Annotated in this window: 18 protein-coding genes and 2 pseudogenes; 10 read left to right on the plus strand and 10 right to left on the minus strand. The window is 66.6% G+C overall.

All coding sequences use genetic code 11. The annotated features are described in order from the left end of the window. The first annotated feature begins 16 nt into the window (after nucleotides 1-16). The 4 genes from ACF07B_RS34065 (at nucleotide 17) to ACF07B_RS34080 (ending at nucleotide 4,117) form a co-directional block, all read left to right on the plus strand. Nucleotides 17-1,234, plus strand: a complete 1,218-nt coding sequence (locus ACF07B_RS34065; protein WP_392181764.1) for a TniB family NTP-binding protein — start codon at nucleotides 17-19, stop codon at nucleotides 1,232-1,234. A gap of 14 nt (nucleotides 1,235-1,248) precedes the next feature. Next, on the plus strand, nucleotides 1,249-3,102 hold the full coding sequence (locus ACF07B_RS34070; RefSeq protein ID WP_392181765.1) for a TniQ family protein: 1,854 nt from the start codon (nucleotides 1,249-1,251) through the stop codon (nucleotides 3,100-3,102). 365 nt (nucleotides 3,103-3,467) lie between these two features. Continuing rightward, on the plus strand, nucleotides 3,468-3,890 hold the full coding sequence (locus ACF07B_RS34075) for a hypothetical protein (RefSeq protein ID WP_392181766.1): 423 nt from the start codon (nucleotides 3,468-3,470) through the stop codon (nucleotides 3,888-3,890). After that, complete coding sequence (locus tag ACF07B_RS34080; RefSeq protein WP_392181767.1) at nucleotides 3,887-4,117, plus strand: hypothetical protein; 231 nt, start codon at nucleotides 3,887-3,889, stop codon at nucleotides 4,115-4,117. The genes ACF07B_RS34075 and ACF07B_RS34080 overlap by 4 nt, the downstream gene beginning before the upstream one ends. Here the strand turns inward: ACF07B_RS34080 and ACF07B_RS34085 are convergent. The 9 genes and pseudogenes from ACF07B_RS34085 to ACF07B_RS34125 form a co-directional block, all read right to left on the minus strand. Next, nucleotides 4,098-4,391 (minus strand): DUF1330 domain-containing protein, encoded by a 294-nt coding sequence (locus ACF07B_RS34085; RefSeq protein WP_392181768.1) that lies wholly within the window; start codon nucleotides 4,389-4,391, stop codon nucleotides 4,098-4,100. The genes ACF07B_RS34080 and ACF07B_RS34085 overlap by 20 nt on opposite strands. 112 nt (nucleotides 4,392-4,503) lie before the next feature. Continuing rightward, nucleotides 4,504-5,958, minus strand: coding sequence for an MFS transporter (locus ACF07B_RS34090; protein WP_392181769.1), 1,455 nt, complete (start codon nucleotides 5,956-5,958; stop codon nucleotides 4,504-4,506). Nucleotides 5,959-5,984: 26 nt separating this feature from the next. Then, nucleotides 5,985-6,443, minus strand: a complete 459-nt coding sequence (locus ACF07B_RS34095; protein WP_229876805.1) for a MarR family winged helix-turn-helix transcriptional regulator — start codon at nucleotides 6,441-6,443, stop codon at nucleotides 5,985-5,987. A gap of 179 nt (nucleotides 6,444-6,622) precedes the next feature. Beyond that, the gene (locus ACF07B_RS34100) at nucleotides 6,623-7,387 is read right to left on the minus strand and encodes a transposase family protein (RefSeq protein WP_392181770.1); all 765 of its coding nucleotides are present in this window, start codon (nucleotides 7,385-7,387) and stop codon (nucleotides 6,623-6,625) included. A gap of 272 nt (nucleotides 7,388-7,659) precedes the next feature. After that, nucleotides 7,660-9,138, minus strand: a complete 1,479-nt coding sequence (locus ACF07B_RS34105) for a UvrD-helicase domain-containing protein (RefSeq protein ID WP_392181771.1) — start codon at nucleotides 9,136-9,138, stop codon at nucleotides 7,660-7,662. A gap of 9 nt (nucleotides 9,139-9,147) precedes the next feature. Continuing rightward, nucleotides 9,148-9,648, minus strand: coding sequence for a hypothetical protein (locus tag ACF07B_RS34110; RefSeq protein WP_392181772.1), 501 nt, complete (start codon nucleotides 9,646-9,648; stop codon nucleotides 9,148-9,150). Continuing rightward, complete coding sequence (locus tag ACF07B_RS34115; RefSeq protein ID WP_392181846.1) at nucleotides 9,645-10,052, minus strand: hypothetical protein; 408 nt, start codon at nucleotides 10,050-10,052, stop codon at nucleotides 9,645-9,647. The genes ACF07B_RS34110 and ACF07B_RS34115 overlap by 4 nt, the downstream gene beginning before the upstream one ends. Nucleotides 10,053-10,145: 93 nt before the next feature. Next, a pseudogene (locus tag ACF07B_RS34120) lies at nucleotides 10,146-10,529 on the minus strand (DUF6083 domain-containing protein); the annotation flags it as partial. Between the two features lie 157 nt (nucleotides 10,530-10,686). Continuing rightward, nucleotides 10,687-10,950: a helix-turn-helix transcriptional regulator gene (locus tag ACF07B_RS34125; protein ID WP_392181773.1), complete on the minus strand. Its 264-nt coding sequence runs from the start codon at nucleotides 10,948-10,950 to the stop codon at nucleotides 10,687-10,689. A 1,036-nt stretch (nucleotides 10,951-11,986) separates the two neighbouring features. On the opposite strand from ACF07B_RS34125, the gene ACF07B_RS34130 reads away from it, so the two are divergent. From ACF07B_RS34130 to ACF07B_RS34155, 6 genes and pseudogenes are all read left to right on the plus strand, one after another. Continuing rightward, nucleotides 11,987-12,187, plus strand: a complete 201-nt coding sequence (locus ACF07B_RS34130) for a hypothetical protein (RefSeq protein WP_392181774.1) — start codon at nucleotides 11,987-11,989, stop codon at nucleotides 12,185-12,187. Nucleotides 12,188-12,716: 529 nt separating this feature from the next. Then, nucleotides 12,717-13,133 carry a hypothetical protein gene (locus tag ACF07B_RS34135; RefSeq protein WP_392181775.1) on the plus strand — a complete coding sequence of 139 codons (417 nt, stop codon included), beginning with the start codon at nucleotides 12,717-12,719 and terminating at the stop codon, nucleotides 13,131-13,133. A 47-nt stretch (nucleotides 13,134-13,180) separates the two neighbouring features. Continuing rightward, nucleotides 13,181-15,214: a hypothetical protein gene (locus ACF07B_RS34140; RefSeq protein ID WP_392181776.1), complete on the plus strand. Its 2,034-nt coding sequence runs from the start codon at nucleotides 13,181-13,183 to the stop codon at nucleotides 15,212-15,214. 3 nt (nucleotides 15,215-15,217) lie between these two features. Beyond that, a complete protein-coding gene (locus ACF07B_RS34145; protein ID WP_392181777.1) occupies nucleotides 15,218-15,985 on the plus strand; it encodes a hypothetical protein in 768 nt (255 codons plus the stop codon). A 46-nt stretch (nucleotides 15,986-16,031) separates the two neighbouring features. Further along, the gene (locus ACF07B_RS34150) at nucleotides 16,032-16,244 is read left to right on the plus strand and encodes a hypothetical protein (protein ID WP_392181778.1); all 213 of its coding nucleotides are present in this window, start codon (nucleotides 16,032-16,034) and stop codon (nucleotides 16,242-16,244) included. 259 nt (nucleotides 16,245-16,503) lie between these two features. Then, nucleotides 16,504-16,671, plus strand: a pseudogene (locus tag ACF07B_RS34155) (helix-turn-helix transcriptional regulator); the annotation flags it as partial. A gap of 217 nt (nucleotides 16,672-16,888) precedes the next feature. Here the strand turns inward: ACF07B_RS34155 and ACF07B_RS34160 are convergent. Further along, nucleotides 16,889-21,991: a hypothetical protein gene (locus ACF07B_RS34160; protein WP_392181779.1), complete on the minus strand. Its 5,103-nt coding sequence runs from the start codon at nucleotides 21,989-21,991 to the stop codon at nucleotides 16,889-16,891. Nucleotides 21,992-22,166 lie beyond the last annotated feature (175 nt).

The raw sequence follows: 22,166 nt of genomic DNA on the forward strand, positions 1-22,166 counted from the left end.
AGCCAGAATCGCCGAGTTGATCCTTGGCAGCCGCCCACCTCTCGACACCTACGCCGGTTGGCAGCACTTCCGAACCCACCGTGACCTGCTCGTCCCCGCTCCGACGATCTCGCCGCAGCAGTGGTCGATGCTCCCCCAGAACCGCAAGTACGACTACGACATCTATCGAGAGCTGACGAACGCGAACCTGCCTCTACAGGACACTCCCATGCACGACAAGGTCGGCAAGTTGATCCGGCGCCGGTTGAGCGGCAACACGAGGAAGAAGAACGACCCGACGCGCGCCGGCGTCATGATCAGCGGCTGGGGCAACTACGGCAAAACCGCGTCTGTCTGCTCAGCCGGTGCCGTCTTCGAAGACCAGTGGCTGGAACTGCACAGCTGCCTCAACCCAGGGGCTCTGCCCGGCACACGTGATCTCCATGCGCCAGTCGTCTACGTCTCGACCCCGGTGACAGCAACCCCGAAGAGTCTTTGCACATCGATCCTGGGCTTCTTCCGTGCCCCGACCCGCAAATCGGCCACGCTGCCGGAACTGGTCCGACTCGTCGCCGACTCCCTCCACGACCACGGCGTCAAAGCACTGATCCTGGACGACATCAGCAGACTGCGGATGCACAGAGCCGACGACCAGGACGTCCTCGATCTGATGCGGGCATTCATGAGTTTGGACGTCACCCTGATCCTCACCGGGGTCAACATCCCCGGCATCGGCCTGCTGCGCGAAACCACGTGGAACAAGAAGACCCGGCAGTGGGAGATGCCACCGCTGGAGTCGACCCGCATCCACGGCTTGGAGATCACCCAGACCGAGCACCGCTTTGAGCTCATCGAGCTCGATCGCTTCCGCTACGTCACCCCGAAACAGATCCAGGCCTTCATCAACCACCTGACCGGGATCGAGCAGCACCTGCGGCTGCTCAACGCGAAGGAGGGCATGCTCACCGGCGGCGGAATGCCGGAATACCTGATGCGTCGTACCGCCGGTGTCGTCGGCCTCGTGGGACGCCTACTCGAGGACGGCGCCCAGGAAGCCATGGAGTCCGGCAAAGAACTGATCGACGAGAGCCTGCTGGACGAGATCGTGCTCCGGCGGGACGCGCCTGAGCAACCGCCGGACGAACCCGTGATCCCGGCAAACCCGCCGACCGCAGGCAAGAAATCCGCGCAAGCGAAACGACCCCGGAACACCACATTCGACGACACGGGCCCCGCTACGCGCAGGGGCGCGTGAGGAATGGAGCCGTGATGCATCCACTGCCCCGGAGTCTCCAACCCCTGACGGGAGAGACCCTGGTCAGCTACCTTCTTCGGCTCGGGCACCGTCTCGGCATCTCACCTTTGCACCTGATCCGTGCAGCAGGCTGGACCAAGCAAGACAACCCGAATCACTTCCCCGGCAGTCTGCTGCTGGACCTGCCCAAGCCTCAGGCCGAAGCATTCGCCCGGCTCACGGGGCAGACGGCCAGGGAAGTCTCCGCTCTGACACTGTCGAATTGGCGAGACCGGTATCCGCCCATCGCCCGGTCCATGGCTGCTCCAGGACGCTTGATGAGACCAGACGCGTGGCTCTACGTCGGCTCGCCTCGATTCTGCCCCTCGTGCCTGGCGGGCGACGGCACTCCGGCGCAGCGACTGCACGGTGGCCCTTGGCTCAAACTCTGGCACCTGCCCGTCGTCTTCTCCTGCACCAAGCATCGGATCTATCTGGAAGCCGACTGTCCCCGCTGCGGTCAGCCTCGCGACACGCAAGGGCATCTGATTCAGCGGGCCAACGACCATACGCTCCATCCAGCACAGTGCCGGTGGACGGCTGATGCCCAGACGCAGAGGAGAATGTCTTACGCCTGCGCCGGCAGACTCGACCAGCCTGGCGCCCATGCACGCGAAGATCGGCCGCTACCGACTGCAGATGTCCTCCGTTTCCAGCAGTTCCTCCGTGCCCGTCTGAAGTCCCCCACTCGGGCCAAGGACGCGTCCGAGTACTTTGCCGATCTCCGGCTGGCCGTTGCCCTGATCAGCACGACGTGGCCTCAGGGCCGACACCTATTCGATGCCGCTACTGTCGGGCGAATCGACTCCTACACGCAGCAATTGCACGACGGTCCGGGCATGAGGCGCAATCGACAAGCTCGCGACGCGCCACCGCGTGACCCTGTTGCCTGCGGCGCTCTACTGATGGCCGCAGATCGCCTGCTCTCGAGAGAGGACCTGCCTGACTTCCTGTCAGGTCTCACCCGCGCCGCCTTCGGCAGCCCTTCAAGCCGAACACCATGGTCCGTTCTCTACGACAAGCAAAAGAACGACTGCTCGGAACGACTCCGCCAGATTGCCGAGCCCGCGACTAGGGCTTTCCCTCGAGTCAACGGTCGCACGGAAACCCGAGCACCATTCCAAAGTGGATACCAGGCCGAGCACATCCCCGCATTCCTGGAACAGGACTGGTACCAGCGCTACCTGGCCGGCTGCGCGGGCTCGGAATCCAGGACCGTGCGGAGGACCGCCGCCGTCCGACTCGTTCAGTGGGCCCGGGGCGGAGCCTACAACGACGCCGCGAAGTTCCTCGGGATCAAACCCGTGCCGACACCCCTGCCCAATGGACGCCAGAGCCGACGCTCGGCTCAAACGAGTTGCAACCCGTTTGAGCTCGACAGAGCCCTCCGCGCTCTTGCCTCAGATCTGAAATCACCATGCCAACCGCCAGTTGACTACCGGCGCAGGCGACAAGCACTTCAGGACTGGGTACTCAGCATCGATGCCTGGAATGAGCTGGTCAGAGAACTCCCGCCCACCCTCATGCGGTTCCGCACTCTGACCGATGACCGCAAACGCCAGGACGCCTCGGTATTCATCTGGACGTTGGTCACGCGAGGCGAGCACCTTTTCGCTCCGCGCCCGCTCGAAGCCGCTCAACCCACCGAAATCCAGCGGCAATGGGCCGCACGGCGGAACACCGCGTGGTTCCAATTCTCTCGCCCTGATCCGCTACGTCACTACGCGGACCTGCGTAACCCGCTCACCAAGTACGCGCAGCGACTCGCCCGGGACATCGACTCAGGTGCTGGCCCCGCCCTCAAAAGCGTCGCGGTCCACGGCTCATGAGTGTGATACGTCGGTCGTCACGCCGGATCATATGCGTGCTGTTTCCCGATTTCTGGAGAAAGGCCCGCACCGCCGCCAATCTCCTTGCCAGGGGAGCTGAGCAGCGAGGGGATCCGCGATGACGACCATCGACGTCGAGACGACCGAACCGTCGGACTTACCCGCGCCGCGGGGACCGCTGAATCAGGCGATCACGGCGGATCAGACAGTCGGCCCTACCGCGCTGGCCGACTTCGTCCGGCAAGCCATGGCCGAACTCCCGGCGATCGCCGGCGCAGACCGCACACCGCTACTTCGACGACTTCGCCCTCCGCCAACTCCCCGCCGCGCTCGCCACGGCCCGTCAGGACACCGTCACGGCGGCCATGGCACCGCCGGCCGAGATGTTCGCCGACGCCAGCGGCATGGTCCAGCTGAGCCGTGAACAGGCTCGCGGCCGGGTCAGCGACTTCGAGATCATCGAGTACATCCTGCGCGGTCAGCCCGGAAGCGTGCCCGGCACCTGGGGCCACCACTTCGACGACTACCTCCTGCACGCTCCCATCACCGACCAGCACCGCAACAAGATTGCCCACCAGGCCGCACTCATCGAGTCCGCATTCGGGAGCGGCCCGGCGGACGTCCCGAGCACGACCCCCGCGTGCGCCACCGGCCGCCGCATCCTGCTGATAGCGTCCGGAGGCGCCGCCGACCTGCGCCGAGTCGACCCGGCTCTCCTGCACCCCGCCGCGACCGCCTGGTCCTCAACGACGTCGACCCCGACGCCCTCACACACCTGCCGCCCGTGACCCGCGCCCAGACCGCCGCGGCCCCCGGCAACGTCCTGCGCACCGCCGCCCACCAGGCCGCCGACCACGGCCCCTTCGACCTGGTCCTGGCCGGAGGCCTCTTCGACTACCTCGAAGAACGCTTCGCCCGAGCCCTGATCCGCACCACTCTGTCCCGCCTGTGCCGCCCCGGAGGCACGTTCTACTTCTCCAACATCGCCTCAATCGTCAGTCGAGGCCTTCGATGATGCGGAAGTCGCGCTCGACGCCGTCAGCAAGTGCGGCCAGCGCCTCCTGGTAGGCCGCACTCGCATGTGCGGCGACCGCCTGTTCGAAGCTGTCGAACTCGATCAGGATGGTGCGCTCGGCGATTCCGGCGTCGTGTGCGACGACCCGGCCGTCGCGGGCGAGCAGCCGCCCTCCCGCGGCCCTGACGGCTGGGCCAGCCAGCTTGTTGTAGGCATCCAGCTTCTCGGGGTCCGCGATGGTGCGGTAGACGCTGACCCAGTAGCCCTTGGCCACGGTATCTCCTGTGTTCGGAATTGATGATCAGAAGGATGCTCGGATCCATGGCCGGCGCGCTGTGGGTCAGCGAGCCGACGGAGACGGCGTCGAAGTCGGACGGCTTCGATCCTCAGCTTCCGGTTCGAGTCGACCGGCCCGGGCCCGGCCTACCGACTGGGGCTGTGATCGGATTGGTCTCGGGTGGGCGTCGGCGGGCGAGGGCGAGGCCGGCCATCGTCGTGATCGCCATCGCGGCGACGCCGACCAGCGCCGCGGTCGTGTAGGCGTCGTCGTTCGGGAAGAGGCGGCCCGTGGCGGTGCCGGCGGCCAGGATCAGACCGCCGATGGCGCTGCCCAGGGAGTACCCGACGCTGCGGACGACGTAGTTGAAGCTCATGGCGCTCGACGTCTCGCTCTTGGGGGTGACGGCCAGGATGACGCCGGGCATGGCGGCCGAGAAGCTGCCGACGCCGAAGCCCAGCACGCCCATCGCGGCGAGCAGTTCGGCCAGGTTGGACCGGGCGGTGGCGAACAGGACGAACCCGCCGCCGACGATGGCGGCGCTGCCGGCCAGGAGCAGGGGGCCGTCGATCCGTTCGCGGACCCGCGGCGTGAGCTTGCCGGCGACGAACCCCAGCACGGAGAACGGGATGAGGACCAGCCCCGCCACGAAGGTGGTCAGTCCGAAGCCGTAGCCGGCGCTGTGCGGCGTCTGCGCGTAGCGGGTGATGAGCGTGAGCAGGAGGTACATGCCGCTCCCGCCGACGAACATGGCGATGTTCGCCCCGGCGACCGCCGGGTGCCGTACCGCCCGGACGTCTACCAGGGGCGTCTTGGTTCGCAGTTCGGAAACGGTCCAGACGCAGAGCAGGAGTACGGCGGCGACGGCAAGGGTCACCGCCACGGCGAGGTGTCGGCTCCACAGGCTCCTCTCGCCGGCCAGGAACAGGACGAGGAGCAGTCCACCCGCCAGGACGAGCGCACCGGCCACGTTCACGTGAGCGGAGCGGCCTTCGGGAGCTGCGGGCATGGAGCGCCACGCGGTCACGAAGGCGATGGCGGTGACGAGCAGGCCGAGGCCGTAGGCGGCCCGCAGTCCGCCGAACTCGGCGAGCAGCGCGGCCAGCGGGTAGCCGAGGCCGGCTCCGATGATGGAGACCACTGAGATCAGGGCGATCGTGGCCGCGCTGCGCTCCTCGGGAAGATGGTCGCGGGCCACGCCCATCATCAGCGCCGTGAGACCGAGTCCGACGCCTTGGGCCGCTCTGCCCACGAGCAGCCAGGCGAACGGCAGCGGCAGCACGGTGAGCGCGCTGCCGACGACGACGATCGCCAGCGTGGCGAGAATCGTGGCCCGCCGGTGCGGGCCGGCTCCGAGCCGGCCGAGGACGGGTGTGGCGACGGCGCCGCTGAGCAGGGCGATGGTCAGCGTCCACTGCGCGCTGTCGAGGGAGACGTGGAACGTGGTCGCCACGCTGGTGATGAGCGGCGTCCCGAGGCTGGCGGCCGCCGCCACGACCAGGGCGATGAACATCAGGGCGGGGACCAGCAGACGTGCCTCGGAACGTATCAGGGCAGTGCTCATGGGCTGGTCATGAGCCTGGGCCGCGGTCACCGGTCCGACTCCTCTCGGGCGTGGCTTTCGAGCTCCGCCAGATGCAGCAGCGCCGGAAGGGCTGCTGCCAAGGCCTCGACCTCGTCACCGGTGAGTTCGTCGATCAACCGCGCGTACGCGTCGACGCCCGCCTGGCGTCGCGTCCGGACGTACGACGCGCCGGCCTCGGTCAGGCACACCAGCGTGACCCGCTTGTCGGACGGATCGCCCTTCCGCTCGACCAGCCCGGATTCCTCCATCACCCGGACCAGGACGGTCATCGCAGGCTGGGTGACGCCCTCGGCCACCGCCAGATCGGTGATCCGTCGCGGGCCGGTCTTGTCCAGGGTGGCCAAGGTGGCGGCGGACGTCAGGCTCATGTCGCGGGGAAGGCGTCTCACGGCCCTGGTGGCCAGACCGTAGAGGGCTGACCCGATGGCATCGGAAGCGCCGTGCGCGGCGTCTCGGCGACTCACGCCTGAAGCATAGCAGTTTTATATGAATCCTTTATGCATCTCCCGATCAGGGTTCGGCGATGCTTGACTTACAACGCGTTCGCGTAGAGATGAACGGCGTCGGTTTTGATCGCCCTGTTGATCCCTTCGGAGGCGGCGTTGGTGACGCCGATCGTGATCGCGGCGAGGATCTGCGGCCATCACGTGCTGACGTGCGGCAGCGAGTCGCGCACCGCGGCTTTGAACACGGTGCACATGTCGATCGCGACCACCTGGACCCCGGCCCGCCACTGGCGAGTCTGGGCGCCGATCCACGCCGACACACTCGCCGCGGTGCGGCCCTCGACCTGCCCCAGCAGCCCGGCACCGCCGACCAGGTCAACCAGCCCGACGACATGCCACCGGTCGGCGACGACTTCCCAGATCTCACCGCCGCCGGGCGCCTCGACCAGGCGGAACTTCGCCTTCCCGCGTCGGGTCTCGTCGATCCCGAGGTGCGTCACCGGCGGCGTGTCCTTCGGCAGCGCAGCCTCGGCCGCGGCCGTGAACGCGGTGTTCGCCACCGGCCACGACACCTCGAAGTCGCGCGCGGCCTGCACCACCGTCCGTCCGCGGTCGGCGACCGCTTCCCCGACCGAGGTACGCAGCCGCGACGTCAACCGCGACCGCGGTGGGATCGACGGCAGCGCCTCGGTGAACGTCGTGCGCCGGCACTGCTCGTTGACGCACCGCCATCGGCGCTTGGTCCAGGTCGGACCGGTTCGCCGCCCGGCCACGGGCAGGTTCCGCGGACGAGTGCGTACCCAGGAGTGAGGCCGCCCGGACCGCACCCCGCAGTCGGGACAGCATCGGGCCTGCTCGTCGCGGGTGACCAGGGCCGGCATCGGAATGTCGTCGGCGCCGACCACGACGCCGACCACCTCCACCCCGACCAAGCCGAACAGCCGCGTCGCATGGTTGGACAAGCCCGTGGTCCTTCACGTGATCTTCAAGCGTCGCAACTCGAAGAATCACAGAACGTCACGGGCGTTCTGCACCCGTCAGGACCCTGACAGCGGACCGTGCCTACCGGGCACGGTTAAGTTCGAAGACCCCTCATGAGGCTGAACGCGACCAGCAAGAAGCGGCCCACCGCCTCCTCCTATGCGCGTTCGCCGACTCGTCCCATCGAACCCACGTTGTCAGCGGCCAAATGGACACACCGATCATGCCCATCCGAGCACGTTTGCAAGGCCCGTTACTGGCTCTGAGTGGCACTTGACGCCGTGAGATGTGTATCGATCCAGGACAACCCACCTAGATCGAGTTGGCGACGAGCACGCGTGACCGCGACGTATGCGAGGCGGGCGTCAGTATCGTTGACAGGTTCCGGGATCGGGCGGCCCTCGACGTCGTGCTGGTCGGTGTCCTTTGGGGGTGGAAAATCGTCGCCGATCCGGACAGTTGGCCATTCGCGACCCTTGGCCTTGTGAGCCGTGGACACAGTTACGTCGGCGTGTTCCTCGTCGGTGAGTTCGTCGACTGCGGCGAGGATGGCGTCGGGGCCGTGGGTGTCGACGAGGTCGACGAAGGGCTGGAGGTCGCCGCCGGCAGGATCGTACGCGGCGTAGTCCTGTACTTCACCCCATGAGGAGAACAGGACGAGTTCCGGGTGGGTGGTTCGGCGGCCCTCTTTGAGATCGCGAGCCGCCAACGCCAATGCGGCGAGCGTGTGTCCGCCGCGAGCGAGGGCGACGCGGTGGCCCTCGGCGAGGAGCCGCATGACTTCGGCCATGGCGCCGATGTTGGTACGGCACAGCACCGCGTCCGGAGTGTCGACGGCACCGACCTCGGTCGGGATCGTCTCGCTCCCCGTCAGCCGGATGGGGGCCTCGGCCAGTTCGAGCCATCGGTTGGCTTGCTCGGCGAGGAGAGGGCCGAAGCGGAACGAACGGGTCAGAGTGAGCGCAATAGCATCGAAGCCGGTCATCACATCGCGGGCGCCGCGCCATCCGTAGATGGCCTGGGCCGAGTCACCGACCATGACGAGTTGGGCATGGTCGCGCTGGGCGTTGAAGACCTGCTCGAGGACCGCGGCTGTGTCCTGGGCTTCGTCGAGAAACAGGAAGTCCGCCTCGATCTTGGGTGCGGTTAGAGCCCACATCTTCAGGTAGTGGTCGTGCTCCAAGCGGACCACTCCTCGGTCGGGGTTTTGCAGGTCCGCCCAGGCCTTGATCGCAAACGGCAGGACGGTGTCGGCGAGTTGGGCAAAGTCGGTGACACTTCCGAGGTGACGCAAGGGCGGTACGTGATGGTGGGCGAGAGTGCGGTCGGCGGATTGACAGAAGCGAGTGACGGTACGAAGCGCCGTGTGGGAGAGCGTCCTGTGGCTGATCTCGTGATCACCGATGCGAATGGATCGAGTGATGCCGAGGGCCTGCCCTGCCTTCCAAGCAGGCTGTCGAGGGCCGTTGAGCCGGCCGGCGTAGCGGTGGCCGAGAGCTGCGTACGCGGTCGCGTGAGCGGTCTTGCACATCACCGTACGAGGAAAGCGTGTTGCGGCGTCGTGAGCGATGTCCTTGTTGAAGGCGATGTAACGGCCCCGTCGTTGGGTACTGACGGCGAGCATCGCGAGGGTGGTGGTCTTGCCGGTACCGGCTCCCGCTTGCAGGACGAGGTGCTCTCCTGCTCGGAAGGCGTCGGCAGCTTGGACCTGTTCGTCGGTCGGGGTGGGCACAACGGCTCCTCAGGAGGGAGTGGAGGAAGGCTCGCCGCTCGGTCTGCGGCTGTGCTTAAGGAGGGTGTTCGCTGCGCAGAGCAAGAGGTCTTCTGGGTTGTACTGGGCCAGCAGCCCTTCCAACTGGTTCGTCAGATGGCGGGCGCGCTCCTCGTGGTGTTGTACGACATCAGCGGTCACGGTCTTCCTGAGGAAGTCGCGGGGTCGCTGGCCGCGGGCTGCGGCGGCCTGCCGGACGGCGGTGTGGACGGCGCGACTGAAGGCGACGTTCAGCAGAACGCAGCCCTGTCGGTCCGGGTAGTGGGTAGTCAGGACGTCGATGGGCAGCAGGGCGTCGAGTCGATTCCGAAGGGTTCGCAACGCGCGCCCCGGTGTCTTGGCACGCTGGAGGGCCAGCAGTCTGGTGTGGTCGGTGTTGGCACCCAGCGGGACGGCACGGCATGCACGACGCAGCTCACAATGGGTGGCCGGTCGACTGAGGGTGATCTCGATTGCATGGTGCGCGGTCACGACTTTGCCGCCTTCCTGCCCCGGCCGGCAAGTCCCTGACGTCTGGTCAGGGTCGGGACTCGTGTGTGGACGTGTTCGTGGTGGAGGAGCGGGTCGAAGGGCTCCCACTCGGGCACTGCAACGTCGGCGGCCGTGGGGATCGCGGCGTGCTCGGGGCAGCGTTGAGCCCTCCAGCGCAGTTGTTCGGCATACGGCAGACCGGTGAGCGCGTAGACGGCCATGACCTCGCCGGGCAAGGGCAGTTGGCCGTGTGCCGTCGTGACGGGCAGGAGGGTCCAGATGCCTGCCAGCGTCTCCGGTGCGAGCAGGGGGCTGGTGCAGCGGTGGCGTCGTCGAGTCTGGGCGACGCACTGGATTTCGTCCACCGGGTGGTTGGCGAGGTAGCGGATGTACAGGAGTTGCACGACGGGTCGGGCCGGACGGCAAACGGTCCCTGGTGAGGCGCCGGCCTTCGGCGGAACGGAGGGAGGAGTAAACGCGCCTCTGTCGATCATGCGTCGGGTGTTGACCGCCAGGGCGCGACGCAGTCCTGCCAGTTCAGGGACGGCTACCTGACCTTCGCGAGCAGGGCACAGCATGCTGTGCGGCAGGCGGCACCATCTGCTGCCATCGCCCGCTGGATGAGCGACACCGGAGCTGACGTGCCAGTGGCAGGAGACGGGCACCTTCTCGGCGGGCAGTTCGTGAGGATGCAGACGGATGGGCCGCTCGTTGATGCGGTGATACCACTCGATGAGGTTGCCGCAATCCCGGCAATGGTCGCCCTGGCCGCATCGCAGCAGGCGACTGGCGCTGTCGTTGCTTACGAGGAGAGACCGCCTCGTACGGACATGTACGGGGCTGCCATCCCAAGAACGCGGAGTGGGTGGTGTGAAGCGCATGAGGGCGAACCTGCCAGCCAACGCGCCGATCCATCGGTGTCGCTACCGCAGATGTCCCCCGGACTGCCGCATCGAGTGAGACTGACTTTCGATTATGCGATCACATGTTCGCACTGAGTCACCGATTCGGGCGGTTGGACATGGCTGTCCGGAGCTGTCAGCCACTGTTCTTTTCAGGGGGCTCGTGACCGTTGCACAGAGTGGCGAAGAGTTCGTCAAGCGGGGTGCTCAGTGCGTGAGCGAGAGCATGCCAGGTCTTCAAGGTCCCGATCGTGCGGCCCTGCTCGATCTCGATCAGAGTCCGTCTGGCGAGGCCGCTTCGGGCGGCGAGCTCGTCATAGGTCCATCCCTTGGCCGCCCTCAGGCGCGCGAGCTCCAAGCGGAGCGCCCCGAAGTCCGGATCGGGAGGAAAGATCGTCACCTGACCATCCGACGGGGCAGAACCCTGCCCTGTCAGTGCAGACCTCTGCCCTATTTCCGCAGGTGGCAACGCAAGGCGAAAGGGCAGAGGTCTGCACTACGGTGTGCGTCTGCCGCACTTCGTGGCGAACGACGGCGCGGGACGGAATCGGGAGGAGCGCGCCATGAGGCTCTGCACAACACGCCCAACTGCGCGGCGTGCCTGGATCGTGGAGCTGCGACCCGGCGCCAGCGGGCCGCAGCTCGTGTGTCAGCAGTGCGACCACAGGGGTGTGCTGCTCGCTACCGTATCCGCGCGCTCTGCGGTGCTCGAGCATCTGGCAAGGCACGCCCGAGGCGACGACCTGCCGCCCTACATGCGCACCTGCCAGTGCCATGAACGAGGCTGCCGTTGGCACCCCCGTCACCGCGGCTGTGCCGGCCCTATCCGCCTGCTTCTAGCGCGTGAGCGTGGTGGGCGGCTCTGGCGCCTGGCGGACGCGTGTACGGCCTGCGCCTCGGTGACGGAACAAGCGGCCGTGGTGCCGGAAACCTTCCTGCGCACGGACACGACGTCGCCGGACGGCCCCTCGCGCCGTCGCGGCCGGCAACCCAAGGGGCCGGGTGAGCAAATTCGGGTGCGCGAGATGCTCAGCTATCTGGCCGCGACCCTGCCCAGCCACACCGGGGCTGTGGCCCGGCTCCTCGCGGTGCAGTGCCTCCTGCGCATGGACTCGGCAAGGCGAGTGCGACTGCCAATCGGGGTCCTGCGCAGCCTTCGCCTCGATTGTGATCCGGGCCCCTGGAGGGAGCTAGAGCAGTCGCGGTGGCTCCGCCGAGTGCCGATTCTCCCAGGCTCTGAGGGCGGTGTGGTGGTTGCCCAGATCCTTGACGATGTTCTGCTCGCACCCGCACGCCCGGACCGCAGGCGTGCGGCTGACTGGGCGCTGCGTACGGCAGGAGGCGGTCGTGCAGGCGCCGGCGACGCAAGTCTGAGGCTGGTCGCTCTCTGTCTTGCGGCGCACTCCGATTTCTCGACCGGACACGGGTGTACCGAGGTGGACCGCATCGCGCGTGAATGTGGGCTTGCTCCTGTCGCCCTGCCTCCGGTGCTCGACCGGCTGGCGGCGTTCCTCTCCTCGTGGAACGTGGCTCTCCCCTCAGGAGATCTTTACTGGGAGCTGCTGTCGAAGGGTCAGCAAAAGCGGCCGAATGATGAGTCGGCTGACGGTGTCGCTGATCCCGAGCGTCAGCCGTGACAGATAAACCTGCCCCCCTGACCAGCGGGTCGCCCCTTAACCCATCTCTTAGAGATCTTGGTCTCCGAGTGGCGGGAGGCCTCGCCATCAACGGCGCGACTCACGCGCAGCCTCTCCCGCTGCCGAGCGGCACGATCACCGCTCCCGACCCGAGCAAAAGAACTCACGGCCCCACCCCGTTCGCCGCTCATACACCACCCGCGTAACCGACTCCTGGAGCTCACATCTGCCTACTGCACCCACTTCAGGACAATTACCCAAAGCAATCCATTGGCCAAATAGTCTCGCAAATCATCTACCAGTAGACCGTTTTGCCATAGTTTTCGCCGCCTTGCCTCACGTGCGCACCACCACACCCACAAGGACTGACCGGTTCCAATCAGTTGAGAATTACGCGATCAGATATGTGGCAAATACTTTCGATTGCCGACCCCTGCACAGACATCCACCCTGATGTGTCGAATATGCCGCCGACCCCTGCACGCCTCGCCGAGCAGGGGATACGACCCTGGGGGAGACGTTGGACATCATGCAGGTCGCGGGCGTGGGAGCCGGAGCCCTGGTCGCCGAGATGGCCAAGAGCACGTGGGATTCCATGCGGGCCGCTGCGGCACGGCTCTTCCGGCGTGGCGGGGAGGAGAGCGCCCAGCAGGATTTGCGGTTGATCGACACAGCGCGGCAGCGGCTTGTGGCCAGCTCGGAGAGCGAGCGCGGGTCCGTGGAGGACCGGCTGCGGACCGAGCTGATGATCCAGCTGGCGGCGTTCCTGCAGAAGCATCCGGACGCGGCGCAGGAGTTGCAGGATCTGGCTGACCAGGCCAAGGGAACCAGTGACGGGGCGCGGACGAGCGTGCACCACAACACCGAGAGCATGGTCGTCGTCTCCGGCGGCGACATCAATACCTCGGGCGGCTTCCACTACCGCGCTCCGGAGCAGAGCCGGTGAGCGAGGAGAGCTTTTCCGGGGCCGTCCCTCCACCACCGCGACCGCCCATGGCCCCGCTGGCACCCGGCCAACAGGTGGAGATCCGCGACACTAAGAACTCGAAGATCATCGTGGCTGCGGGCTCCGTCACGATGACGAGCAAACCACCACTGCCGGTCACCGACATCCCGCAGAGCGAACTCCGCGCCGTACGCCGGGCATGGGTGGAGCTGAGCGTGCGCGACGAACGGGTGCGGACGGCATCCGACGCGATCGAGCGGCTCACCGGGGGCGGACCGCGACTGGCCGTCATCGCCGGGCCTCCCGGATACGGTAAACGCGCTGCCGGCATCAAGGCGTTGTGGGAGGTCTCGCAGGCGGAGGAGCGTTCCGGGGGCAAGGCTCTGAAGCTGCAGTCGATCGCACCGGACTGGGAAAAGTCCGGCCTACCGGACATCGGCGAGCTGCCCGATGAACCGGGAAGGTGCTACCTGCTGGACGTGGCCGCGGAGATCAGCTCCTGGCACAAGCCCGGACTCGTTGCCCAGCAACTGGTGAGTTACGCCGAGGAATTGAAGTTCTCGGGCTCCTTCCTAGTCGTGATCGCCGACGAACACGGGTGGCCCGAGGGCGTGTCGGCAGCCGTCGTCGGCGTCGTCGCCCGCGCCACGGCCCGGCCCTCCCCGCACCGCGTGGCCAGGTCGCACCTGGAGTACGTTCACCACCTGCCGGACAGGATCCGCTGGCTCACCACGCCGACGGAGGAAGGCTCGGCCGGCGAGGCCGGGCACCTGCTGACCGACAGCAGCCGTCCCGACGATGCCGCCCGGCTGGCCGCCAAGCTCGCCTCCGCGGAGGACTCCCCGGACGGTCTCAAAAACGCCCTGAGCTCCTTCCGAGAGTGGCGCACGGCCGTGAAGAATGTCTTCACGGAGACCGAGGACGAGCCCGAGGACCGCGCCCTGCTCATCTCGTCCCTGTTCCTCAACGGCAAGGACGCGCTCACCATCCAGAACAGCGCCCGAGCGCTGCTGGGCGATGATCCGGAAACGGACGTCCGCACCATCCTGACCGGACCCGATCTGACCACCCGGCTGACGAAGATGGGCGCCGAGGTCAACGGACGGACGGTCTCCCTCGATCACAAATCCGGCTACGCACGTGCCGTCCTGCTCCACCTGTGGCAGCAGCGGGCCGACATCCACCCCCATCTGTTGCAGTGGCTGGACACCCTCACCGCGCCCAAGGGCCCCGGGGTCGACCGGCTGGCCGCCATCGGCGACCTCCTGGTCGAACTGGCCGTAGCGGAGAACGACATCCGTGTCGTCAAGCAGATCCACGCCTGGATCGACAAGGGCGCCGACAGCACTGAGCACCGCGAGTTGATCGCCCGTGTCCTGACGGTCGCCGCCGAGGCCGACACACTGGGCGTCCAGGTCCGTGCCCTGCTTCTGGACTCAGCTCAGGACGAATCGGAGGCCGTCGCGACGGTCGTCGCGCTGGTCTGCCAGGGCGAGTTCGCCGAGCACTACCCGCGCCAGGCCCTCGTGCGCCTGCGACACATCCTCGACCGGCCTGAGACGGACGAGGCCGTACGGACAGCGCAGGAGGCATTGCGGGACATCGCCGCACGCGACGGCCAGCTGCCGCGGGTGTGGAGCACCGTCATCAAGTGGGCCACTGAGAAGAAGCACCTGGCCGGACACCGGGCCTTCCTGTCGCTGCTGGATCCGCGGGTGGACCCGTACGTTCTGCAAGTGATGCTGGCGGCGGCCGAACAGAAGGAAGACATCAAGGAAGCGCTGCTGGACGGCTGGAACGCGGCCTTGGCCGACACCCGGGTCGAAGCCGAATGCCGGCAGCTGCTGACCGCCTGGGCCGAGGCGCGGAAGGCAGCGGACATGCCGACCGAGCTCCTGACGGACCTCCTCAACCAGATCATGCTGGGCCACCTGGTCGCCTCCCCGGTCGCCGCGCTCATCTTCGGCGAACCCGGAGTCGCCGACGGCGAGGCGGTCATCGACCTGCGCAAGGACCTCCGGCTGCCCCCGATGCTCTCCTCCCTGATCACCGCGCACGAGCGCGCCTCGGCGGAGTCCTGACCGATGGCCTCCACCCGATGGTCGCGCCGCCGTGCGCGCAAAGCGGTGCAGCGCGGTCTGACCCGATTCGACGTGCGCCTGCGTAGCGCCTGTCCCGGGATCGGCTTCACCGCCCGGATCACGGCCACTGTGCTCACCGAGCCGCCCTACCCCAGCCCCGTCGAGGAGATCACAGGGGCCGTGCGCACCACGCTCAGGGACGCTGCGAGCAAGGTTTCGAAGATGTGCGACCCGGCCGACCTCGCCTCGGCGCGGGATGCCTGCGGCCAGCACCTCGCCCGAGTACGTCAGCTGCCCACCGACCCTCCCGTCGAATTCACGGCCAAGCTCACACTCGACCTGCTGCCCGACGACCGGGCCGCCGTGGCCGCGCTACTGGCCGCTCAGCGCCGGCAGGCCGTGACCGACATCCTGCGACGGCAGAAGACCGACGCACTCGCCCTCGAACTCGCCGACCCCGCCGCCCTGTTGGCGCGATGGATCGAGCGGGACAACACCGACTGGTCCCAACTCCCGCGCTTCGCCGACGAGGCAAACACGATCGCAGAGGTCTTCGCCCGGCATCGCCCTGAGGACGAGCGCAGCGTCGAGCACGAAGCCGTCGAAGTACTGCGCGAGTTCCTCGCCAGCTTCCCCGACCACACCCAAAAACGCATGCTGTACACGCTGCTTGCCGCCGGCATGGACAGCGCCCACCGGCCACACCACGCCGCGAAGGCACAAGCCCTGGTCAACGGGCACGCCCCGGCCGAGCGGGGGGCCGAGTCGTGAGCAGAGTGGCAGGTTTCCGTCTCAGCCCCCCGGGTGAGGTGGTCCGGTGAGCACGTCAGTCTGGCGATGGCTGCTCTCGCCCTGGACGAGCTGGCGTGCGTGGAAGCTGGCGCGAGCCAGCCAGGGCAATCTCTCCTTCGACGCGGCCTGGCGGCGCACCAGGCTCGAACGGCACCCGGACGAGATGCCGTATCAGCAGCATGGCCATATCGCGGCAGACAACGAGACCCAGGACCCCCGCGCCAAGCAACAGCGGTAATCCGGACCCTGCCGTCTGAGGGGCGAGCGGCGGTGGTAGGCCCCCTGTGTGCGAAGCACTGCATCATGGCCTCGATGACCGCCGTTCGCCCTGACGGAGACGATCACAAGCGAGACAGTGTCCATACCTACGAATCGATGACCGCCGCCGAGGTACTACAGACGCGCTACCGCAGTCGCCTGCCCCATCGGCTGGAAAACCTCGCAGGCCCCCAGCAGGGCAGCGTCGAGCGGCCTCTGCCCGTGGTCTGGCCAGACGCGACCGTGAACGCGAAGTGGTCGCCCTGGCCGCCCACGGCAAGCCCAACTCCGAGATCGCCGACAAGCTGGTGGTGAGCCCGCTGACCGTACTACGCAGCCACATACACCGCGCCATGACCAAACTGAACGCCCCCGACCGCGCTCAGCTCGTCGTCATCGCGTACTAGAGCGGCCTCGTCAAGCCGCACCCTCACGGCTGACCCAGTTGCAGGTGACCTACTCTTCGTAGACGTCCCGGGGGCCGGGACGGAAGTCATCGGCTTCTGCCGGGACCACCTTGGGCCAGCCACTCCAAGAACATGCGCGGACGAGGCGCAGGTGCCGAGGGCCCACCGCGTGGCCCAAAGGGTGTTGCACAAGGAGTCGGACAGGGTCCCTGAGGCGTCACCTGCTGTACGGCGCCAGTCCCTCGTTTCCGGCAACGACCAAGGAATCGACGAGCATCTGCCACTCGTCCAACTTGCCGATTTCCTCCGCCGTTCTGCGGATTTCCTTGAGCCAACTGTTAGACAGCGACGAGCGTTTGACCGTGACACGTCCATTTTGAATGCATAGGTCGGAGATCCAGCGCACGCCGCGGGTGGCCTGCACTTCCTCCGGGAGCTTCCGCAGGATGCCGATGAGCGCATCAACGGACTGGGCCTCCCCACGAGCGACCGGCAGCCAATCGTCGATCGACTCAACGAAGTCTTCAGCGCGAACCCAGTCGATGGGGCCACCGACAACCTCGTTGTACAGGCCTTGCGTCCACGGAAGAGGGTCCGGTAGCAGAGCAGCAGCAGCCCAGTCGCCCCAGTGACGGTCGCGGTAGGGGCTCGGGTCGTCACTCAAGTAGCCAACGGCGTGGCACAGCAAGGACGGCCAGACACCTCGTGCAGCTTCGGCCAACCGTTCGTTCTCTGCACCTGCTGCGGCAAGACCGTGGAGGAAATTCGACATCAGTCCCGCATCTGCGCGAAGGGCATCGAGGTGCTCAAGCACCGGTCCGGCGTCACCGTTCTTCGCAAAGCCTTCGAGCAGGGCCCGTGCTGCGACGAGGGTGTGTGTCCCGCGATCGTCCGCGGTCCAGCCCTCCTTCTCCTGCGCGACCATGGCACGTCGCTCGACGTCGAGGAACGCGACGAGGAGCACGGTTGCCTCGTCGGTGCAACAGTGATCCGTCGACGCGGCTGCACCGAGTCCGCGAATGGCTGCGTCGAGAACCGCGATGTCGAGGCAGTCCGCCGATAGTTCCTGGAGGCGTTCGGCAACGTCGCCCGCGATCTGAACGTTTGGCCGTCGCTGGCCGTCCTGGTCCCACGGACCGATTTCTGCGCCACGGGCGGTCTCCAGCAACCAGGTCAACGCAGTCCGGTGGATGCAAGGGTCGAAGTTGCATGGAGCCGCCCAGACGACATCGCATCCACGCGCCAGGTGCAGCCGTGTCTCCAAGGACGCCTTGCCTGCCATCGCAAGACCGGCCTCGGCAACATCTTCGGTCGAACCGTCGGCCGCTTCCAGCGCCGCTGCCAGTGCGGGTGTGAGGAACGCGGGCACGGTTTGAGCCACTGCTCGGTCGGCACCAAGGTCGAAGTACTGGTCCTCATGACGTTGATCCTCGGCGTCCTGGAAAGACGCTGCGATACCGATGACGAGCTCAGTTACGAACTGCGCTTCATTGCCCAGCGCATCCGTATCGCCAGCGGCGGCTCGTTCGACCGCTGCCCGGACGACGTGGGCAACGACGTCCATCGGCCGGCTCGGCATCAGGTCTCCGTCGGACTCGAGCAAGGCGCGGCCTGCCGACAGGTCCGCAGCGATCTCTTCCGATGAGGGCGGCACGTATTCGGCGTCATGCTTGGCCGAGCCCCAGTACCGATTCTGCAGCCGCAGGCTGGTCTGCACGACTGTCTGGTACGCCGCGTGCGCATCTTGTGCGGCGCGCAGCTCAGGCGGCGGTTCGACCTCGATGTAGAACGCATCGCCGTGTTGCTTGAATCGGTACCGATCCCAGTCCAGGCTGGCAGCCCAGTTCTTCGTAAGCTCCTGGCTAATACCGAGCCGGTCGCCGTTCTCGACAAGCTTGACGGCGACCTTCTTCAAAGCCTCGACACGCTCCTCCCCGCCGTGCGTCATCAGCCACGCGGCTACCTCACGCGGTGTCCACTGGCGACGTTCGAGGTTCGCGAGCCCTTCGGTTGTTGCACGCAACCCTGAGTACTCGCTTGTCCTGCGGCCGAACTCCAACTCCCATACGTCTGGTTCGGCGAGGAACGGGTCGAGCTCCGAGTCGACGCTCTCAATGTGGCGTACGAGCAGACCGAACAGCATCCCCGGGATAGCCAGGTTCTCGCAGCCCTCCTGGAGAACTTCGACAACCTTCCTCGGTGGCGTACCCCGACTCAACCAGGTGTCGGCGAGGCGTTCCATCGCCTGGAGCGCGCTCATCGCCGAGTACGGGCCGACCGAGGTGCCCCGGTACCAACTCCACACGTGGCTGTCGCCGACGTACAAGCGGGCAGTGCCGTCAAGGTTCAGGACCGCACCGCGGTCGTCGCCTTCTCCGTTCTCTGACTCGCCATCAGCGTCTTCCTCCCGGACGCCGACGGGCCCAGCCGACGCGTCTGGCGAATTGGGCCGCGACAGCGTTGCTACGCGCGCCCGCGCACCGCTGTTCAGGATGTTGTTCAACACCCGCACTGAGGTCAGCAATGGCGCTGTATGGAACAACTGCCAGAACCCACCGAAGTAGTAGTTGAAGAACGGTGCTCCGAAACCGGTCCACCGGCCCTGATGTCCTCGGACGCCCTCATCTCGGTGCCAGCTTGGCTCGTCATCGATGTAGTAGGCCGCCATCAACGTCGCCAATAGCTCTGGATCCTTTTGCGCCAAAGCCCGGGCGCTCAAAGGCGAGTCCGCTGCCGGAGCCAGGAACGCTGGCGCGTCGTCGGCGATGGCACGAAGGCACGCTTCGGCGGCATCGTCGATGTCCGGTCCGAGCAGCGCCAACGTTTCGACGAACTCTTCCTTGGTCAGGTGGTAATCCAGCCTGCGTCGGCGTCGGCGATGCTGTGACTTCGACCCGGGCAGTTCATCCCTGCTGGTTTCGCGTAGAGGGAGCGAGTTCCAGTAGGCGAGGAGGCGGTCCCGCAGCCGGATTCGCAGTTCGTTGCCGGCCGGAACATCCGCTATGGACATGGCTTGCAGCCAGTCCGCGAGCAGTTCGAACGACTCCTTCGAGACGTCCCACGGCTTTTCGTCATCGAGGAGAATCTGCACAACGGGGTTCGTGATCAGACGGTCGACCAGCCCGTTGGCCTTGTGCCGCTGCTGAACAACTCGAACCACGTCGCCGAGCACCAGGCCGACCGCCTGATCCGTGCACGCTGCCTTCAGACACTGATACGCGAACGGTGTCTCCAGCACCGCCTCCACCGGGACGTCAGTCCACCGGGGCCCATGTGCTGCCGCGAACACCTGCAATTGCGAGTGCAGTTCGACAAATTTCCGAACGGGCCGCGCATCGGGTGCTTTCAGTAGCCCCTTGCACGCAAGAGTGGCGGCCGACAGCGCCCACCGGGGCGCCCCAGCTGCCTGCAGCAACTCGGTCGGGCTCTGGCCACGGACGAGAAGGATGGCGGTCGCGTACCGCCGGACTTCGTCGTGTGCAAATTCCGGCTGGCCCCGATACGGGCTCGCTGGCGCGAGCAGATGATCCCGGCGCAGCATGTCGACCGCTGCAGCATCAACGCCTGCGTCAGGTCGACGGTCCTCGGGCAGCTTCATCGTCGTCGCGGCCACTGCGAGCAATGTCCGTTCGCGTGCCTCCGCCGAACCGACACCGGGGCGCCCATCGCCCCGAACAACCCTGCTCCACACCAGCTCAAGGCACTCCCACTCACCCAGTGAGCTGTCTGGCTCCGACCCGGTCCGAGCCAGCAGGTCCAGCACAACGGGCCTGCGCAGCAGCGAGTTCGTCGGCAGGTCACGCAGGACCGCACGCAGAAGCGGAAAGTGGTCTGAGACGACCGAGATGTCCTCGTCGCCCAACGGCCTCATCAGGAAAGAGGAAATGAGCTTAGCGAACCCCAGCTCCACCTGCTCCCGCACAAAATCCGATGCCACGTCAGATGTCACCGCCACGAGCCCAACGCCTGCTGCAGCCGCTGCCAGCACCAGGTCACTCAACAAGCCGGCAGACCGCTCCAGGGCAGCATCAGCCGCGTCGATGACCAAGACCCGGCCAGGTGCCGACAACTCCGCGAGCACGTCCTCCATCGACATCCCGAGTGCAGCACGCAGCTCCAAGTTCGACTGTGGCAGGCTGCGAAAGTTCACCACCACCCCTTGGAACCCGGCGGGGTTAGCGGCTTCCAACTCGGCAATGGCCGACAGCGTCAACGCGCTCTTACCGATGCCCGACTCGCCGGATACCAACAAAGCCGAAGCACGGGTACCGGCCTCGCGCAGGGCTGCAGCGAGTTGTTCGCGGCGGTCGGCGAAGGAGATCTCGACCGGTCCGCCGGACGACTCATCACCGATAGTGGCCCGCACACCGGCAACGGCCAGCTTGCGTTGCTCAGCAAGCACCGACCACGCGTGCCGGCTTCGAGTCGCGGCCGAGTCCAACACCACGTGAATGTCACGGCGGAGCGCCTTGAGATCCACGACGGCGCCGGTCGCGTCATAGCGGGTTGCCTCGACCTCGAGCCGGTCCCGGACCGCCACCCCGTCGGCGGCAGCCGAGGCCACGCCGTCCAGCGATGTCGCGACCGCCACGCGGTCACCTTCGTCTGGGCTCTGAACCGCGAACCCGAGGACCTGCAGCCGGCCAAGCAGCCGCCACGCCAGCCGCAGGACCTCTTCCGACGTTGTGTCGTCTTCGACGGCCTTCTCGACCATCTCCAGAAAATGCTCCTGGCGCTTACGCACCGGCTTCGACCAGCGGCCATCGACGTCCATGGATGCTTGGAACGACTCCGGGTCGGCATGAGCACGCGCAATGCCGCAGAGCGTTGCGAGCTGGTCCCACTGATCGGACCGACCGGCGGTCGCGACGGCGACCCGGTGAGTGTCACTGTCGAACTTTTCGACCTCGGCGAGCAGCGACCCGACGAGCTTCACCGTGTCGCTATGGCTCTGGACGAAGTTCGGCGTTGCTCGACATGCCACGGCAAGGATGACCTCGGCTGCCTCATCGCCGCATTCGATCAGAAGATCATCCACTGGGTGCGCCGGACCGGTTTGGAACGACACCTTCCGGACCGTCAGCTCAGAGGCCTCCGCCCGTCGCTCGCCAGTCAACATGCCAGCGAGATAGACAGCCGCGACGCGGTGCGCGAACGAAACGCCGCCACCGCCGGTCGCATAGGTGCTCGATCCTCGCTCAGTTTCACCAGCCGAGGCAGTGGCGACCCCGGTGACCGCATCATAGGAAGCAGCCTCAGGTGCAGATGTCATCTCACCTTCGGACCGAGCGGCAGCACCGGGCGCAACGGGCTCGTTCATATGCTCCTCGGTGGCATCGTGCTATCAGTGGGCGCATGACTCACCGTAGCGGTGAGTCGAGAACCATGCAGGCCCAGTGGCCGCACATGTACATGAGGGGGTGGCTGCATCCGGGGCCACGAATGTTTGATTCGCCCCAATCTGGGCGAAACGACATGCCTTATCCGTCATGCTG

Source organism: Streptomyces sp. NPDC015532 (genome assembly GCF_043078065.1).
Lineage (GTDB): Bacteria > Actinomycetota > Actinomycetes > Streptomycetales > Streptomycetaceae > Streptomyces.

What these genes read in the sequence shown, in the direction of transcription:
- ACF07B_RS34070 (WP_392181765.1), top strand. Translation starts at nt 1,249, where the DNA reads ATGCATCCACTGCCCCGGAGTCTCCAACCCCTGACGGGAGAGACCCTG.
- ACF07B_RS34075 (WP_392181766.1), top strand. Translation starts at nt 3,468, where the DNA reads ATGGCACCGCCGGCCGAGATGTTCGCCGACGCCAGCGGCATGGTCCAG.
- ACF07B_RS34090 (WP_392181769.1), bottom strand. Translation starts at nt 5,958, where the DNA reads ATGAGCACTGCCCTGATACGTTCCGAGGCACGTCTGCTGGTCCCCGCC.
- ACF07B_RS34135 (WP_392181775.1), top strand. Translation starts at nt 12,717, where the DNA reads ATGCAGGTCGCGGGCGTGGGAGCCGGAGCCCTGGTCGCCGAGATGGCC.
- ACF07B_RS34140 (WP_392181776.1), top strand. Translation starts at nt 13,181, where the DNA reads ATGGCCCCGCTGGCACCCGGCCAACAGGTGGAGATCCGCGACACTAAG.
- ACF07B_RS34145 (WP_392181777.1), top strand. Translation starts at nt 15,218, where the DNA reads ATGGCCTCCACCCGATGGTCGCGCCGCCGTGCGCGCAAAGCGGTGCAG.
- ACF07B_RS34160 (WP_392181779.1), bottom strand. Translation starts at nt 21,991, where the DNA reads ATGAACGAGCCCGTTGCGCCCGGTGCTGCCGCTCGGTCCGAAGGTGAG.